This window comes from Pseudomonas sp. 10C3 (assembly GCF_036346185.1).
Taxonomy (GTDB): Bacteria; Pseudomonadota; Gammaproteobacteria; order Pseudomonadales; family Pseudomonadaceae; genus Aquipseudomonas.
The window spans coordinates 252,297-267,696 of record NZ_JASJVE010000001.1 but is presented as its reverse complement, the minus strand read 5'-3'; the positions used below and the strand labels follow the sequence as shown (position 1 = coordinate 267,696).

At 57.5% G+C, this 15,400-nt stretch carries 14 protein-coding genes; 9 read left to right on the top strand and 5 right to left on the bottom strand.

Annotated features, from left to right (window positions below; translation table 11 throughout):
* Positions 1 to 131 precede the first annotated feature (131 nt).
* The 7 genes from lepA (at position 132) to pdxJ (ending at position 6,450) form a co-directional block, all read left to right on the top strand.
* Positions 132 to 1,931 carry a translation elongation factor 4 gene (gene lepA, locus QN399_RS01425; protein ID WP_322181525.1) on the top strand — a complete coding sequence of 600 codons (1,800 nt, stop codon included), beginning with the start codon at positions 132 to 134 and terminating at the stop codon, positions 1,929 to 1,931.
* Positions 1,932 to 1,936: 5 nt separating this feature from the next.
* Positions 1,937 to 2,791: a signal peptidase I gene (gene lepB / locus QN399_RS01420; RefSeq protein WP_322181523.1), complete on the top strand. Its 855-nt coding sequence runs from the start codon at positions 1,937 to 1,939 to the stop codon at positions 2,789 to 2,791.
* A gap of 109 nt (positions 2,792 to 2,900) precedes the next feature.
* The gene (locus QN399_RS01415) at positions 2,901 to 3,278 is read left to right on the top strand and encodes a DUF4845 domain-containing protein (protein WP_322181521.1); all 378 of its coding nucleotides are present in this window, start codon (positions 2,901 to 2,903) and stop codon (positions 3,276 to 3,278) included.
* A complete protein-coding gene (gene rnc, locus QN399_RS01410) occupies positions 3,275 to 3,964 on the top strand; it encodes a ribonuclease III (RefSeq protein ID WP_322181519.1) in 690 nt (229 codons plus the stop codon). Before QN399_RS01415 ends, rnc begins: the two co-directional genes overlap by 4 nt.
* Entirely contained in the window at positions 3,957 to 4,859 is a 903-nt protein-coding gene (era, locus tag QN399_RS01405; protein ID WP_322181517.1) for a GTPase Era, read from the top strand. The genes rnc and era overlap by 8 nt, the downstream gene beginning before the upstream one ends.
* A 108-nt stretch (positions 4,860 to 4,967) precedes the next feature.
* Positions 4,968 to 5,651: a DNA repair protein RecO gene (recO, locus tag QN399_RS01400; protein ID WP_219062098.1), complete on the top strand. Its 684-nt coding sequence runs from the start codon at positions 4,968 to 4,970 to the stop codon at positions 5,649 to 5,651.
* A gap of 52 nt (positions 5,652 to 5,703) precedes the next feature.
* Positions 5,704 to 6,450, top strand: coding sequence for a pyridoxine 5'-phosphate synthase (gene pdxJ, locus QN399_RS01395; RefSeq protein ID WP_322217638.1), 747 nt, complete (start codon positions 5,704 to 5,706; stop codon positions 6,448 to 6,450).
* 56 nt (positions 6,451 to 6,506) lie between these two features.
* On the opposite strand, the gene cmoB is transcribed toward pdxJ, so the two are convergent.
* The 5 genes from cmoB to QN399_RS01370 all read right to left on the bottom strand — a co-directional run bounded on the left by cmoB (position 6,507) and on the right by QN399_RS01370 (position 13,974).
* Complete coding sequence (gene cmoB, locus QN399_RS01390; RefSeq protein WP_322217636.1) at positions 6,507 to 7,466, bottom strand: tRNA 5-methoxyuridine(34)/uridine 5-oxyacetic acid(34) synthase CmoB; 960 nt, start codon at positions 7,464 to 7,466, stop codon at positions 6,507 to 6,509.
* Positions 7,463 to 8,206 carry a carboxy-S-adenosyl-L-methionine synthase CmoA gene (cmoA, locus tag QN399_RS01385; RefSeq protein WP_322217634.1) on the bottom strand — a complete coding sequence of 248 codons (744 nt, stop codon included), beginning with the start codon at positions 8,204 to 8,206 and terminating at the stop codon, positions 7,463 to 7,465. Before cmoA ends, cmoB begins: the two co-directional genes overlap by 4 nt.
* A 116-nt stretch (positions 8,207 to 8,322) precedes the next feature.
* On the bottom strand, positions 8,323 to 8,715 hold the full coding sequence (locus tag QN399_RS01380; protein ID WP_322181508.1) for a protease inhibitor I42 family protein: 393 nt from the start codon (positions 8,713 to 8,715) through the stop codon (positions 8,323 to 8,325).
* 117 nt (positions 8,716 to 8,832) lie between these two features.
* Positions 8,833 to 11,223, bottom strand: coding sequence for an endopeptidase La (gene lon / locus QN399_RS01375; protein ID WP_322182829.1), 2,391 nt, complete (start codon positions 11,221 to 11,223; stop codon positions 8,833 to 8,835).
* Between the two features lie 306 nt (positions 11,224 to 11,529).
* Positions 11,530 to 13,974, bottom strand: a complete 2,445-nt coding sequence (locus QN399_RS01370) for a glucose/quinate/shikimate family membrane-bound PQQ-dependent dehydrogenase (protein ID WP_322181506.1) — start codon at positions 13,972 to 13,974, stop codon at positions 11,530 to 11,532.
* 485 nt (positions 13,975 to 14,459) lie between these two features.
* Here QN399_RS01370 and QN399_RS01365 point away from each other — a divergent pair, with 485 nt between their 5' ends.
* Complete coding sequence (locus QN399_RS01365) at positions 14,460 to 14,687, top strand: VF530 family DNA-binding protein (protein WP_219062087.1); 228 nt, start codon at positions 14,460 to 14,462, stop codon at positions 14,685 to 14,687.
* Positions 14,688 to 14,729: 42 nt separating this feature from the next.
* Positions 14,730 to 15,392, top strand: coding sequence for a Pr6Pr family membrane protein (locus tag QN399_RS01360; protein ID WP_322181503.1), 663 nt, complete (start codon positions 14,730 to 14,732; stop codon positions 15,390 to 15,392).
* Positions 15,393 to 15,400 lie beyond the last annotated feature (8 nt).

Below are 15,400 nucleotides of genomic sequence, written 5' to 3'. Positions count from 1 at the left end.
TGTCGTCCAGAGAATGCGGTTACTGACCGCTGGTGTGGCCTGCGAACGTGACGCCCCAGTCTTCCATCAGGTACAATTCCCGGCTATTTTTCGGCGGGCAATCTGCCTGCAACCTTTTTGAGTGTTGATCCGTGAGTGATTTGAGTCATATCCGCAATTTCTCCATCATCGCCCACATTGACCATGGCAAGTCGACGCTGGCCGACCGCTTCATTCAGATGTGCGGTGGCTTGTCCGAGCGCGAAATGGAAGCTCAAGTCCTCGATTCCATGGACCTGGAACGCGAACGCGGCATCACCATCAAGGCCCATAGCGTTACCCTGTATTACAAAGCGCTGGACGGCAAAACCTACCAGCTGAACTTCATCGACACCCCAGGTCACGTAGACTTCACCTATGAAGTCAGCCGGTCTCTTGCGGCCTGCGAAGGCGCGTTGTTGGTTGTCGATGCGGGTCAAGGGGTCGAAGCCCAGTCCGTCGCTAACTGCTACACCGCTATCGAGCAGGGCCTTGAGGTCATGCCGGTACTCAACAAGATCGACTTGCCGCAGGCCGACCCGGACCGCGTCAAGGAAGAAATCGAGAAAATCATCGGTATCGATGCAACCGACGCGGTCGCCTGCTCGGCCAAGACCGGTCTGGGCGTCGATGAAGTGCTTGAACGTCTGGTTCACACCATTCCCGCGCCGACCGGCAACATCGAAGATCCGCTGCAAGCGTTGATCATCGATTCCTGGTTTGACAACTACCTGGGCGTTGTCTCGCTGGTGCGTGTACGCCACGGTTGCGTACGCAAGGGCGACAAAATCCTGGTCAAGTCCACCGGCAAGGTGCATCTGGTCGACAGCGTGGGTGTTTTCTCCCCCAAACATACGCAGACCGTTGACCTGAAAGCCGGTGAAGTAGGCTTCATCATCGCGGGTATCAAGGATATTCACGGCGCCCCTGTCGGCGACACCCTGACCTTGAACACTACGCCCGACGTGGATGTACTGCCAGGCTTCAAACGTGTTCAGCCGCAGGTGTATGCCGGTCTGTTCCCGGTCAGCTCGGATGACTTCGAGGACTTCCGCGAAGCGTTGCAAAAACTGACGCTCAACGACTCGTCCCTGCAGTATTCGCCAGAAAGCTCCGACGCACTGGGTTTCGGCTTCCGTTGCGGATTCCTGGGCATGCTCCACATGGAGATCATCCAGGAGCGTCTGGAGCGCGAGTACGATCTGGACCTGATCACCACCGCGCCAACGGTAATTTTTGAATTACTGTTGAAGACCGGTGAAACGATTTACGTCGACAACCCGTCCAAGCTTCCTGATCAGTCCGTAATCGAAGACATGCGCGAGCCGATCGTGCGGGCGAATATTCTTGTGCCGCAAGAGCACCTGGGCAACGTCATTACATTGTGCATTGAAAAGCGTGGTGTACAGCACGACATGTTGTTCCTGGGGACTCAGGTGCAAGTGACTTACGACCTGCCGATGAACGAAGTGGTCCTGGACTTCTTCGACCGTCTCAAGTCAGTGAGCCGTGGTTATGCGTCTCTGGACTATCATTTCAACCGTTATCAGTCAGCAAATCTGGTCAAGCTCGATGTATTGATCAACGGTGAAAAAGTCGACGCCCTGGCGTTGATCGTGCATCGCGATACGGCGAATTATAAAGGTCGCGCGTTGACCGAAAAGATGAAGGAACTGATCCCGCGGCAGATGTTCGACGTAGCAATCCAGGCCGCCATTGGCGGGCAGGTTATAGCGCGTACATCCGTCAAGGCACTCAGAAAGAACGTACTGGCCAAATGTTACGGCGGTGACGTAAGCCGTAAGCGTAAACTGCTCGAGAAGCAAAAGGCCGGTAAAAAACGCATGAAGCAAGTAGGTAACGTGGAAATTCCACAGGAAGCCTTCCTTGCAGTGCTCAGGTTGGATAGTTAGGTCCTATGTCACTAAATTTCCCGCTGTTGTTGGTCATCGCTGTCGTCGTATGCGGTTCACTTGCATTGCTCGATTTGCTCATTCTGGCACCACGCCGGCGGACTGCCATCGCGACTTATCAGGGCAGCGTCAGCCAGCCGGATGTCGCGGTATTGGAACGCCTGGACAAAGAGCCTTTGCTGGTTGAATACGGCAAATCATTCTTTCCGGTGCTGTTTATCGTGCTGGTGCTGCGCTCATTTCTGGTCGAGCCCTTCCAGATCCCTTCAGGGTCGATGAAGCCAACACTGGACGTGGGTGATTTCATCCTCGTGAACAAGTTCTCCTACGGTATTCGCCTGCCGGTGCTGGATCAGAAAGTGATTCGGATCGGTGATCCTCAACGCGGCGATGTGATGGTGTTCCGTTACCCAAGCGACCCGACCGTCAACTACATCAAGCGTGTGGTCGGTTTGCCAGGTGATCAGATCCGTTACACCAGCGACAAGCGTCTGTTCGTCAACGGTGATTTGGTGGCCAAACAACTGATTGGCTCCGAGCCGGGGACCTTGGGCAGCGCGGATCTTTATCTTGAGCAGCTTGGTGCCGTTGAACACCAGATTCGCCAGGAAATGAGCCGCTACCGTGCACCACCAGATCATGAGTGGACTGTGCCGGCCGGGCACTACTTCATGATGGGTGACAACCGGGACAACTCGAACGACAGCCGTTTCTGGGATGATCCAAACATTCCCAAGGATGAGCTGGGCATGGTTCCCGACAAGAATATCGTCGGCAAGGCCTTTGCTGTCTGGATGAGCTGGCCTGAGCCGAAACTGAGCCACCTGCCGAACTTCTCGCGGGTTGGGCTGATCAAGTAGCCAATACGGCGCTGTACTCAACAGCGCCGTACGTCGTTTGGGCTGCGTTGAAACGATGGCAATGGAACACCTTGCCGGCACTATGGAACAGCTACGCTTGAGGTCGAACATGACACCTGCCGGTTCGCAGAAAGGCTTGTCGTTCGTGGGGTGGTTGCTGGCTTTGGCTTTGATCGCGTTTGCGGCAAGCACGGCCTTCAAACTGATTCCGCATTACCTCGACTATATGTCGATGAAGAAAATCATTAGCTCGGTCGAAACCGACAAAACGCTGGAAATTACAACGGTCAGCGATTTTTACAGCCATGTCAGTAAAGGCATGCAGGTCAACAGCATTCGGGATTTGGATTTGAACAAGGCGTTAAGTGTGACGGTGGAGAACAACAAGTTTCTCGCCCATTTGAAATACGAAAATCGTGAGCCACTGATCCAGAACATTGATCTGGTGGTCAAGTTCGACCACGAATTCAGCGTGGGCAAACCGTGAGCGTTTCCTTGAGTCGCCTGGAGCGTCAGCTCGGCTACACCTTTAAAGACCAGGAACTGATGATCCTGGCCCTGACTCACCGCAGTTTTGCCGGGCGTAATAACGAGCGCCTGGAATTCCTCGGCGATGCCATTCTCAATTTCGTCGCCGGTGAAGCCTTGTTCGACCGCTTCCCTCTGGCGCGCGAAGGCCAGTTGTCGCGCTTGCGGGCGCGGCTGGTGAAGGGCGAGACACTGGCCCTGCTGGCCCGTGGTTTCGACTTGGGCGAGTACTTGCGCCTGGGCTCCGGCGAATTGAAAAGCGGTGGTTTTCGCCGCGAATCGATTCTGGCCGACGCCCTGGAAGCGCTGATCGGTGCGATCTACCTGGATGCTGGCATGGACATGGCGCGTGAGCGCGTGTTGGCCTGGCTGACCACCGAGTTCGACAGCCTGACCCTGGTCGATACCAACAAAGATCCTAAAACCCGGCTGCAGGAGTTTCTCCAGTCGCGTGCCTGTGACCTGCCGCGTTACGAAGTGGTGGATATCCAGGGCGAGCCGCACTGCCGAATGTTTTTCGTCGAGTGCGAGATTAACTTATTGAATGAAAAAAGCCGGGGTCAGGGTGTTAGCCGTCGTATTGCCGAACAGGTAGCAGCGGCCGCAGCACTCATTGCCCTTGGCGTGGAGAACGGCCATGACTGATTCAACTGCAACACGCTGTGGCTATGTTGCCATTGTTGGCCGGCCCAACGTGGGCAAGTCCACGCTGCTGAACCACATCCTTGGGCAAAAACTGGCGATCACGTCGCGCAAGCCGCAGACCACTCGCCACAACATGCTCGGTATCAAGACCGAAGGCTTGGTACAGGCGGTCTACGTCGATACCCCGGGCATGCACAAGAACGGCGAGAAAGCGCTCAACCGTTACATGAACAAGACTGCCTCGGCCGCGTTGAAAGACGTCGACGTGGTGATTTTCGTGGTTGACCGTACCCGTTGGACCGATGAAGACCAGATGGTGCTCGAGCGTGTGCAATACGTGCAAGGCCCGGTGATTCTCGCGATCAACAAGACTGACCGCCTTGAAGACAAAGCCGCGCTGATGCCGCACCTGGAGTGGCTGCAAGGCCAACTGCCGAATGCGCAGATCGTGCCGATTTCTGCTCAACAGGGTCATAACCTCGAAGCACTTGAAGGCCTGATCGCCGCCCATTTGCCGGAAAACGATCACTTTTTCCCGGAAGATCAAATCACCGACCGCAGCAGCCGTTTCCTGGCCGCCGAGTTGGTCCGCGAGAAGATCATGCGTCAGCTCGGTGCCGAGTTGCCATACCAGATCACCGTGGAAATCGAAGAATTCAAGCAGCAGGGCAAGACCCTGCACATCCACGCGCTGATTCTGGTCGAGCGTGATGGTCAGAAAAAAATCATCATTGGCGACAAAGGTGAGCGGATCAAACGTATCGGCACAGATGCACGCCGGGACATGGAGTTGTTGTTTGACTCCAAGGTCATGCTCAACCTGTGGGTCAAGGTCAAAGGTGGCTGGTCCGATGACGAGCGCGCCCTGCGTTCGTTGGGCTACGGCGACCTGTAAGTCTCATGGCCTGGTGATTGGTCGCTTAGCCGTCGATCACCGGGCAACGCCGCATCTTTTCCTGGCTATGCCCTTCCTACTGCTGCGATCTGCGAGCCTGCCTGAACGATGAGCACGCCCACCGGCCAACTTGCTTATGTGCTGCACAGCCGGGCGTACCGCGAAAGCAGCGCATTGGTCGATTTCCTTACCCCGCAAGGCCGATTGCGAGCTGTGCTGCGCAGCGCTCGCGGCAAGGCCGGCACCCTGGCACGTCCCTTTGTCCCGCTTGAAATCGAGTTTCGCGGGCGGGGCGAACTGAAAAATGTCGGGCGCATGGAAAGCGCAGGCCTTTCCACCTGGCTGGTTGGCGAAGCCTTGTTCAGCGGTCTTTACTTGAATGAACTGCTGATCCGTCTGCTGCCCGCCGAAGATCCTCACCCCGCTGTTTTCGATCATTACGCCGCCACCTTGCTGGCACTGGCTGAAGGTCGGCCGCTCGAACCCTTGTTGCGCTCCTTTGAATGGCGACTGCTCGATGATCTGGGCTACGGCTTCGATCTGGACGCTGACATCAACGGTGATCCGGTGGAAGCCGACGGCTTGTATCGCTTGCAAGTGGATGCCGGGCTGGAGCGAGTATGGTTGTTGCAGCCGGGGCTGTTTCAGGGGGCTGAGTTGTTGGCCATGGCTGAAGCCGATTGGAGCGCCACGGGTGCCCTGGCAGCAGCCAAGCGATTGATGCGTCAAGCGTTGGCCGTGCACCTTGGCGGTCGCCCGTTAGTCAGCCGTGAACTGTTTCGCAAGCCGTGAGCAAGCTTTATGCTTGCGCGGTCTGTTTTGATCAAATTTCTAGGAGCGATCCGTGACCCATAACACTCGCATTCTTCTTGGCGTGAACATCGACCATGTCGCCACCCTGCGTCAGGCCCGTGGTACCCGCTATCCGGACCCGGTGAAAGCAGCGCTGGATGCTGAAGAGGCGGGTGCCGATGGCATCACCGTGCATTTGCGTGAAGACCGTCGGCATATTCAGGAGCGCGACGTACTGTTGCTCAAGGATGTACTGCAAACACGCATGAACTTCGAAATGGGCGTCACCGAAGAAATGCTCGTGTTCGCCGAGCGTCTGCGTCCGGCACACATTTGCCTGGTCCCGGAAACCCGTCAGGAACTGACCACCGAAGGCGGTCTGGACGTTGCCGGTCAAGAGGCGCGGATCAAGGCTGCAGTGGACCGTCTGGCGAAAGTCGGCTGTGAAGTATCGTTGTTCATCGACCCTGATGAGCGGCAGATAGCCGCGTCGAAACGCATAGGTGCGCCCGCCATCGAGTTGCACACCGGCCGTTATGCCGACGCGCAAACACCGAGCGAAGTCGCGGAAGAATTGAAACGCATCGCTGACGGGGTGGCGTTTGGCCTGGCCCAGGGCCTGATCGTCAACGCGGGTCACGGTTTGCACTACCACAACGTCGAAGCGGTGGCGGCGATTAAGGGCATCAACGAGTTGAACATTGGCCACGCGCTGGTGGCTCATGCGCTTTTCGTCGGCTTCAAGTCCGCCGTGGCTGAAATGAAGGCATTGATACTGGCAGCGGCTGCCAAGGGCTGAATTAGATAGACCTCCATTCAACCCATTCGCGAAGACCGATTTTCAGACGATGAGGTCTAAGGCTTGCGCGCCACGATCACCGCGCGCATCGGTGCGGGCAGGCCTTCCACCGTGCGACTGTGGTCGGCCGGGTCGAGGTAGTCGCTCAATGACTGAAAGCGCATCCAGTCGGTGCCACGCTGTTCCTCGACGGTGGTAATGCTGACATCCACGCAGCGCACATCGACAAATCCGGCACGGCGCAACCATAGTTCAAGGGCCGGTACCGACGGCAGGAACCAGACGTTGCGCATCTGCGCGTAGCGATCTTCCGGCACCAGCACTTGCTGCACATCACCTTTCACCACTAACGTCTCCAGCACCAGTTCGCCACCTTTGACCAGGCAGTCTTTCAACGCCAGTAAATGGTCAATGGGAGAGCGCCGGTGATAAAGCACGCCCATGGAAAATACTGTGTCGAAGCCTTCGAGATTGGCTGGCAGGTCTTCCAGGGCGAACGGCAGGTGCCAGGCAGGCAGGTCGGGCAAATAGCGTTGCATCGCCTGGAACTGGCAAAAGAACAGCCAGTTTGGATCGACGCCGATCACGCTGTCGGCCCCGGCACCGAGCATGCGCCATTGGTAATAGCCGTTGCCGCAACCCACATCCAGTACGCGCTTGCCCTTTAAATCGAGGTGCGGTGACACCCGCGACCATTTCCAGTCCGAGCGCCATTCGGTGTCGATATGCACACCAAACACATCGAACGGTCCTTTGCGCCACGGTGACAGGCCCATCAGCGCTTTGTGCAACTGCGCCCGCGTATCGGCATCGCAGTCGTTATCAAGGGTGAAGCTTTCAACCAGATCAATGCGTGTCGGCACTAATTCAGGCAGGGCGTCCAGCGCGCTTTGCCAGCGCTGCAGGTCGCCGTGGCTTTTGCTCATTTTGGCATCAAGTTGTGCTTGCAGGCCGTTGGCCCATTCAGCCAGGGGAGTGCCCGCCAAACGGCGGACCAGTGGAGCGAGATCAATCATGGCAGGGCAATCAACGAGGCAAAGTTAAGGCATTGAAACCATGGGACCACCTTGGAAAACCCGGCCGCCAATAGGCGATCACGGTGTTCTTCGAGGCTGTCTGGTTTCATGACGTTTTCAATGGCGCTGCGCTTCTGGGAAATCTCCAAGTCGCTGTAGCCGTTGGCGCGTTTGAACGCGATGTGTAAATCAGTGAGCAGGGCATGTTCCTGATCATCGTTAAAACGCAGTTTTTCCGAAAGAATCAGCGCGCCACCGGGCACCAGTGCCTGGCGGATGCGACCGAGTAAAGCCAACCGTTGTTCCGGGGCAACGAACTGCAAGGTGAAGTTCAGCGCCACCACCGAAGCGGGCTGGAATTGCAGCGCAAGAATATCGCCCTCAATCACTTCAACCGGCAACAACTCCTGGAACATCGAGTCTTGAGCTTTCAGGTATTCACGGCAGCGCTCAACCATCGCGCTCGAGTTATCCACAGCGATCACGCGACAGCCTTCACTGCGCACGTGACGGCGCAACGATTGGGTGACGGCACCGAGGGAGCTGCCCAGGTCATAAAGAATGCTATTAGGTTGAGCGAATTGCGCCGCAAGCACACCCAGGTTTTCGACAATAGTCGGGTAGCCCGGTACCGAACGTTTGATCATGTCCGGAAACACCCGCACCACGTCCTCGTTAAAGGCGAAGTCCGGCACCTGGGCCAGGGGCTGGGCGAAAATGCGGTCGGGTTCTTTGCTCACGGCGGTTCCAGCGGAGAGGGCGAAAAGGCGGGCATTTTAGCCAGTTTGCGCTCAGGATGCGACGTGTCCTGTCAGACGGGTCGCATCAGGGCTTTCGCGAATGTGGGCGCTGAGCCTCAGTTAACCGTGATCGCACAATCGAAGGTCTGAACAGGTGCCACTTCAGGCGCCCACGGCTGTTGATACATCATCAACAGCTGCCCATCTCCCGCGCTGGCAGCCTGGTAGCGCCATACCGATTGCCCGGAGCTCCCCACAAGCCCTGCCTCTTCCGGGTTGCTATAGACCTCCGGCCCTAAACTGCGCAGCACGCCCGACGCAGGCGTCTGCACCTTCCATCGATAACCGGTAGTGGGTGTACTGGGCAGGGTCAGGATCAAGGTTTGCCCGGTTTTCAGCTTCAACGGGCACTGGCTTTGCTTTTCAACGGAGACGATTTGCCTTGGTTGTTGCGCACACGCAGCAAGCAGGACAAGGCTCAGAGGGACGAGCAGGCGGACAGCAGTCATGGAAGCTCCAGTCGTTTTCAACGAACAGGGAGCATAACCTTTCTCACCATCAAGTTGGCGCCTACAGATAAGCGAGGTCTTCTGTAGGGGTCAACGTGCTGGCGAGACCATTGGCGCTTAGAACAAAATCTTCGCGACGTCAGCAAAGCGTTTAGCGAAGTGCACGGTGATGCCTTCCTTGAGGTAGTCGGGCAGTTCTTCGAAGTTGCCACGGTTTGGCTCAGGCAAGATCAACTCGTGGATCTTCTGCCGACGCGCCGCGATAACCTTTTCGCGCACACCGCCAATCGGCAATACATGCCCTGTCAGTGTCAGTTCGCCGGTCATGGCCACGCCTTTTTTTGGCGCTTGATTGCGGGCCAGGGACAGCAACGCGCTGGCCATGGTCACCCCTGCACTCGGGCCGTCTTTAGGCGTCGCGCCTTCGGGCACGTGCACGTGCACAAAAGCCTCGTCAAAGAAACGCGGATCACCACCGAATTGCGCCAGGTTCGCGCTGATGTAGCTGTAGGCAATTTCCGCCGACTCTTTCATCACATCGCCCAGCTGCCCGGTGAGTTTGAAGCCGCGGTTGAGCGTGTGGATTCGGGTCGCCTCGATCGGTAATGTGGCACCACCCATGCTGGTCCACGCCAGACCGGTGATGACGCCGGTACCTGACAGCACTTGTTCGTTACGAAATACTGGCATGCCCAGCGAAGCTTCCAGGTCTTTGGGCGCGATCTTGATCACCGAATTCGGCTCATCCAGCAGCTTGACCACGGATTTACGCACCAGCTTGCCCAGTTGTTTCTCCAACTGCCGGACCCCGGCTTCACGGGCATATCCATCGATGACGGCCCGCAACGCAGTGTCACTGATGGACAGGCTGCTTTTGGCCACACCAGCCTTCTCCAATTGCTTAGGCCACAGGTGGCGTTTGGCGATGGCGACTTTCTCTTCGGTGATATAGCCAGACAGGCGAATCACTTCCATTCGGTCGATCAATGGGCCGGGGATTGAATCCAGGGTGTTGGCGGTGCAGATGAACAGGACTTTCGACAAGTCCAGACGCAGGTCCAGGTAGTGATCGAGGAATTCCACGTTCTGTTCCGGGTCGAGGGTTTCCAGCAACGCCGAGGCTGGGTCGCCCTGGTAGCTCTGGCCCATCTTGTCGATCTCGTCGAGCATGATCACCGGGTTCATCACTTCGACGTCTTTGAGCGCCTGGACCAGTTTGCCCGGTTGCGCGCCGATGTACGTGCGACGGTGGCCCTTGATCTCTGCCTCGTCGCGCATGCCGCCGACGCTGAATCGATAGAACGGCCGACCCAATGATTCGGCAATCGAGCGGCCTACGCTGGTTTTGCCCACGCCCGGCGGGCCGACCAGCAAGACGATGGAGCCGCTGATCTCCCCCTTGTAAGCGCCCACCGCGAGAAACTCGAGAATTCGGCTCTTGATGTCATCCAGGCCCGCATGGTGCTGATCGAGCACCTTGCGCGCGTGCTTCAAATCGAGCTTGTCCTTGCCATAAACGCCCCACGGCACCGAACTGGCCCAATCCAGATAGTTGCGCGTCACCGCGTATTCCGGTGAGCCGGTTTCCAGTATCGAGAGTTTGTTTATTTCTTCGTCGATCCGCTTGCGTGCCTGAGGCGGCAGGGTTTTGCCCTCCAGGCGCTGCTCGAACTGCTCGATGTCGGCGCTGCGATCATCTTTGCTCAAGCCCAGCTCTTGCTGGATCACTTTGAGCTGCTCCTTGAGGAAAAATTCGCGCTGGTGTTCACCGATCTTGCGGTTCACTTCAGCAGAGATTTCTTTCTGCAGGCGCGCGACTTCGACTTCCTTGCGCAGCATAGGCAGGACTTTGCCCATGCGCTTGAGCATGGGTACGCAATCGAGCACTTCTTGCAGTTCGACGCCGTTGGCCGAGGTCAGTGCTGCTGCGAAATCGGTGAGCGGCGACGGATCGTTTGGGCTGAAGCGGTTCAGATAGTTCTTCAGCTCTTCGCTGTACAGCGGGTTGAGCGGCAGCAGTTCCTTGATCGCATTGATCAGGGCCATGCCATAGGCCTTGACCTCATCAGTCGTCTCATTGGGTTGATGCGGGTACTCGACTTCCACCAGATACGGCGGGCGATGGTGCTTGAGCCAGGTGCGAATACGTACCCGACTTAGACCCTGGGCCACGAATTGCAGTTTGCCGTTCTCGCGACTGGCGTGGTGGACCTTTACCAGCGTGCCGTATTCAGGCAGGGCATTGGTGTCGAAATGGCGGGGATCGTCGGGGGGCGTGTCCATGAAAAACAGCGCCAGTGAATGATGGTCCGACTTGCTGACCAGCTCGAGGGTCTCGGCCCAAGGCTCTTCGTTGACAATGACCGGCAGCACTTGAGCCGGGAAGAACGGGCGGTTGTGGATCGGGATGATGTAGACCTTGTCCGGGAGGTTTTGCCCCGGAAGGGCCAGGCTGGTGTTGGTTGAACCCTGGTCTATGTCGTGCTCGGCATTAACGTCATCTGACAAATTTTGTGAGTCTGTTTGCTGGTCGCTCATGGGGCACCTGCACAATTGAACATGGAGTTTAGATGGGGCGCAGCAGCAAGGGTTTCAATGGTGAGTACAAATAGATTCGGTCGAGCCTGGATTCTCGTTCAATGCGCCGATAATTTTTTGTAAGCCCTGGCAGGATGATAGTTAAAGGCCGTGCTCAGTATAGGAGCGCTTGTGGCAACCCCATGGCAGATGTCCACAAAGCTCCGAACGGGACAAGCCCTGCAAAAAAGGCGGCTACTTTTCGGTAGCCGCCTTTTTCATTGGGTCACTGCATCATCAGTCCGGCAGTTTGAACGCCAGGATGTAATCGCCTTGTTTGGTGCCCAGTGAACCGTGACCGCCCGCCATGACCAGCACGTACTGCTTGCCGTCCTTGCCGGTGTAGGTCATCGGCGTGGTCTGGGCGCCTGCTGGCAGGCGACCTTCCCACAGTTGCTTGCCGTTACGAACATCGTAGGCGCGCAGGTACTGGTCGAGGGTGCCGCTCAGGAACGCCACGCCACCCTTGGTGACAAACGTTCCGCCCAGGCTAGGTACGCCCATGGTCAACGGGATCGGTACTGGCGCACTGTCACGCACAGTGCCGTTCTGGTGTTTCCAGATCGTGGTGTGATTGGTCAGGTCCACGGCTGCGACGTAACCCCAGGCTGGCGCTTGGCAAGGCAGGCCCATCGGCGACAGCATCGCTTCGAGGATCACACCATAAGGTGCTCCTTTGTTGGGTTGTACGCCTTGGGTTTCGCTTTTACGGCCTGGGCCACCTTCAACTTCGGCTGCTGGAACCAGTTTGGATTTGAAGGCCATGTAGCTTGGGTTTACGAACGCGATCTGACGCACCGGATCAACCGATATACCGCCCCAGTCGAACACGCCGAAATTGCCTGGATAGACGATCGAACCTTGCAGCGATGGGGGAGTGAAGGGGCCGTCATAGCGCAGGGATTTGAAGTCGATCCGGCACAGCATTTGATCGAATGGCGTCACGCCCCACATGTCGCGCTCTTTCAGGGGCGGCGGCATGAAGTTCAGGTCGGACTTGGGCTGGGTCGGCGACGTGTGATCGCCGGCAACCGCGCCTTGTGGTACCGGGATTTCGTTGATCGGCACGATCGGTTGACCGTTGCTGCGGTCCAGCACGTAGATGCTGCCCTGCTTGGTCGATGCCAGGACGGCTTGTTTCATGCCATCCGCGGTTTTCATGTCCATCAGCGTCGGTTGGCCGCCAACGTCCATGTCCCACAAATCGTGATGGGTGAACTGGAAGTTCCAGCGTACGTGGCCGGTAGCGATGTCCAGCGCAACGAGGCCGGCGCTGTACTTCTCTGATTCAGGGGTGCGATTGCCGCCCCACTGGTCAGGCATCTGGTTACCCATCGGCAGGTAAAGCATGCCGAGTTTTTCGTCGACGCTGAACATCGACCACATGTTGGGAGAGTTACGGGTGTAGGTTTTGCCCGCAGCAATCGGCGTGGTGTCGTTCGGATTGCCGCTGTCCCAGTTCCAGACCAGACGACCGGTGTGCACGTCGAACGCGCGAATCACCCCGGACGGCTCATCGGTGGAGAGGTTGTCAGTGACATGACCACCGATGACGACCAGATTTTGGGTCACGGCAGGCGGCGAGGTGGAGTAGTAGCCACCTGGCGTGAAGGCACCGATGTTGGCGCCCAGATCAATCGAGCCGTTAACACCGAAGTCTTCGCACGGCTTGCCGGTGTCGGCGTTCAGCGCGATCAGACGGGTGTCCGCGGTTGGCAGTAACAGGCGACGTGGGCACGAGTTTGCGCTGGTCGCCGATGTTGCTGCTGGCACGGGGCTTCGCGCAGGTACTGCCGACGGCGCGGGAGCGGGAGCGGGAGTCGCAGCGTAAGCGGCGTCATCGTGATACGACACGCCGCGGCAGGTCATGTGCGCCCAACCCTTGAAGTTAGCCGCTTTCTGCGTGCTGATCTTCGGGTCGAAACGCCAGATTTCCTTGCCTGTGTCCGGGTCCAGTGCGATCACCTGGCTGTGCGGTGTGCACACATAGAGCATCCCGTTGACCTTGAGCGGGGTGTTCTCGGCTGTGGTTTCACCCGGATCGTTCGGTCCAGGGATATCCCCTGTGCGGTAGGTCCAGGCAGGCACCAGCTTACCCGCGTTTTCAGGAGTTATCTGCGCCAGCGGCGAATAGCGATCACCGAACGCGGTGCGCCCATAGGATTGCCAATCACCGTCGGGCATGGCCGGGGCGGTGTTGGTGGTGCCTGCGGTTTCGCGGTCCAGTTGGCCTTTGATCTCACCAGGGTGGGTGAACTGGCTGGCCAACGCTGTAAGGCCGGCCAGCACCACGGCGATGCTTAATGCGCCGGTGGCCATGGGGGCGGGTTGCCCACGCAGCAGGGGACGACGGAACCACGGCAGCAAAAGCACGATGCCCAACGCGAACCACAGCGCCAGACGCGGCACCAGTTGCCACCAATCCAGGCCCACTTCCCACAGCGCCCAGAGCGTGCTGGCGAGCAGAAGCAGCGCGTACAGGCCTAGCGCGGCACGGCGTGCTGCGATGAGCAACACGCCAGTCAGGGCAAAGCCGATACCGGCCAGCAGGTAGTACAGCGAGCCGCCCAGCAGCGTCAGCTTGATGCCTCCTGCCAACATGGCCAGGCCCATCAGCAGCAACACCAGACCGAGCAATGTCGGTAACAGGCGTGTTCTGCTTAAAGCACCATCAGTGCTCATAATGTGTTTCTCCAGGACGATTAAGGGGATGTCGCTTGGTGCGTAACGTCTGTTTGTGAGCCTAGTCCAGTCACATGCATGCGCATTGAAGCCACTGATTTTGGCGATTGGATGCGTTCCATCGGCGGGGGCGCAGTCAGGATTTGACGGGGTTATTTCATAGGCAGCTATCGATGCACAGAGTTCAGGCCTCTGTGCCAAACATGAGGCGTATTCGTTGATTAATCGATTCAGCAGTGATTTGTAATGATAGAGACCTGAGCCAATAAGCGAAAGGGAAGGATGCGCCAAGGTTTGTTGCGGATTTAGTAACAGTGAAAGGCAGGCAGTGCAGGTGACGGGGTTATGTCCTACAACTTCTATCGGTGTTCGTCTGATGCCAATCTGATGCCTTGGGGCGTTAAGCTCTTCCCGCTACGGGGAGGCTCGGCTAAGGTGCGCACCTTACGGGGCAAACCCCGCTTAAATCAGTTCGAAGGCCTGGTATGACGACATCCAACAACAACCCTCTGCATGGCGTAACACTGGAGCAGATCCTCACCGCGCTGGTGGCGCACTACGAATGGTCGGGATTGGCGGAGCGCATTGATATTCGCTGTTTCAAAAGCGATCCGAGCATCAAGTCCAGCCTGACGTTTTTGCGCAAGACCCCGTGGGCGCGGGAGAAGGTCGAAGGTTTGTACGTGAAGCTGGCACGCAGCAAAGGCTGGTGAGGGCCCTGCTTTCTCTGCCGATACCCAAGGATGATTAAAACGATGCACAGCGAACATTCGCAACAGTCGCAAGGACAGCGCAGCTTCATCATCATCGCAGCACTGCTGGGATGGTCGGCATTGGCTATCCAGCTGTATCTGATTTTTTTCGCGCGGTGGGCGGATCAAGCGAGTCTGCTCGGTGGGCTGGTAAGGTTCTTCAGTTTTTTTACCATACTCACTAACACCTTGGTGGCGATTGCCCTGACCTGCGCGGTCGTTAGCAGAAGCGATGGTGTTCATCGCTTTTTCCGAACGCCTTGGGTGTGCAGCGGCATTGCTGCCAGCATTGTCCTGGTGGGGCTCGCTTACAACGTGCTCCTGCGCCATTTGTGGCAGCCCCAGGGCTGGCAATGGATCGCGGACGAATTGCTGCACGACATCATGCCGCTGCTGTTTCTTGTGTACTGGTGGCTATACGTCCAGAAAGGGGGATTGCGCTTGAGCCACGTGCTGCTGTGGGGGATTTACCCGCTGGTGTATTTCGCTTACGTGCTGTTGCGGGGGGATTTGATTGGCGACTATATGTACCCCTTTATTGATGTCGGCACCCTCGGTTATGCCAAGGCCTTTATCAATGCAGGTGGCGTGCTGGCCGGGTTTTTCATGATCTCGCTGGTACTGGTCGGGCTGGACAGGGTCAAGGGCCACAGCGTCAGACGGTGAAGGAATGC

What these genes read in the sequence shown, in the direction of transcription:
- era (WP_322181517.1), top strand. Translation starts at nt 3,957, where the DNA reads ATGACTGATTCAACTGCAACACGCTGTGGCTATGTTGCCATTGTTGGC.
- QN399_RS01365 (WP_219062087.1), top strand. Translation starts at nt 14,460, where the DNA reads ATGACGACATCCAACAACAACCCTCTGCATGGCGTAACACTGGAGCAG.
- lepB (WP_322181523.1), top strand. Translation starts at nt 1,937, where the DNA reads ATGTCACTAAATTTCCCGCTGTTGTTGGTCATCGCTGTCGTCGTATGC.
- QN399_RS01370 (WP_322181506.1), bottom strand. Translation starts at nt 13,974, where the DNA reads ATGAGCACTGATGGTGCTTTAAGCAGAACACGCCTGTTACCGACATTG.
- cmoB (WP_322217636.1), bottom strand. Translation starts at nt 7,466, where the DNA reads ATGATTGATCTCGCTCCACTGGTCCGCCGTTTGGCGGGCACTCCCCTG.
- QN399_RS01415 (WP_322181521.1), top strand. Translation starts at nt 2,901, where the DNA reads ATGACACCTGCCGGTTCGCAGAAAGGCTTGTCGTTCGTGGGGTGGTTG.
- QN399_RS01360 (WP_322181503.1), top strand. Translation starts at nt 14,730, where the DNA reads ATGCACAGCGAACATTCGCAACAGTCGCAAGGACAGCGCAGCTTCATC.
- QN399_RS01380 (WP_322181508.1), bottom strand. Translation starts at nt 8,715, where the DNA reads ATGACTGCTGTCCGCCTGCTCGTCCCTCTGAGCCTTGTCCTGCTTGCT.
- recO (WP_219062098.1), top strand. Translation starts at nt 4,968, where the DNA reads ATGAGCACGCCCACCGGCCAACTTGCTTATGTGCTGCACAGCCGGGCG.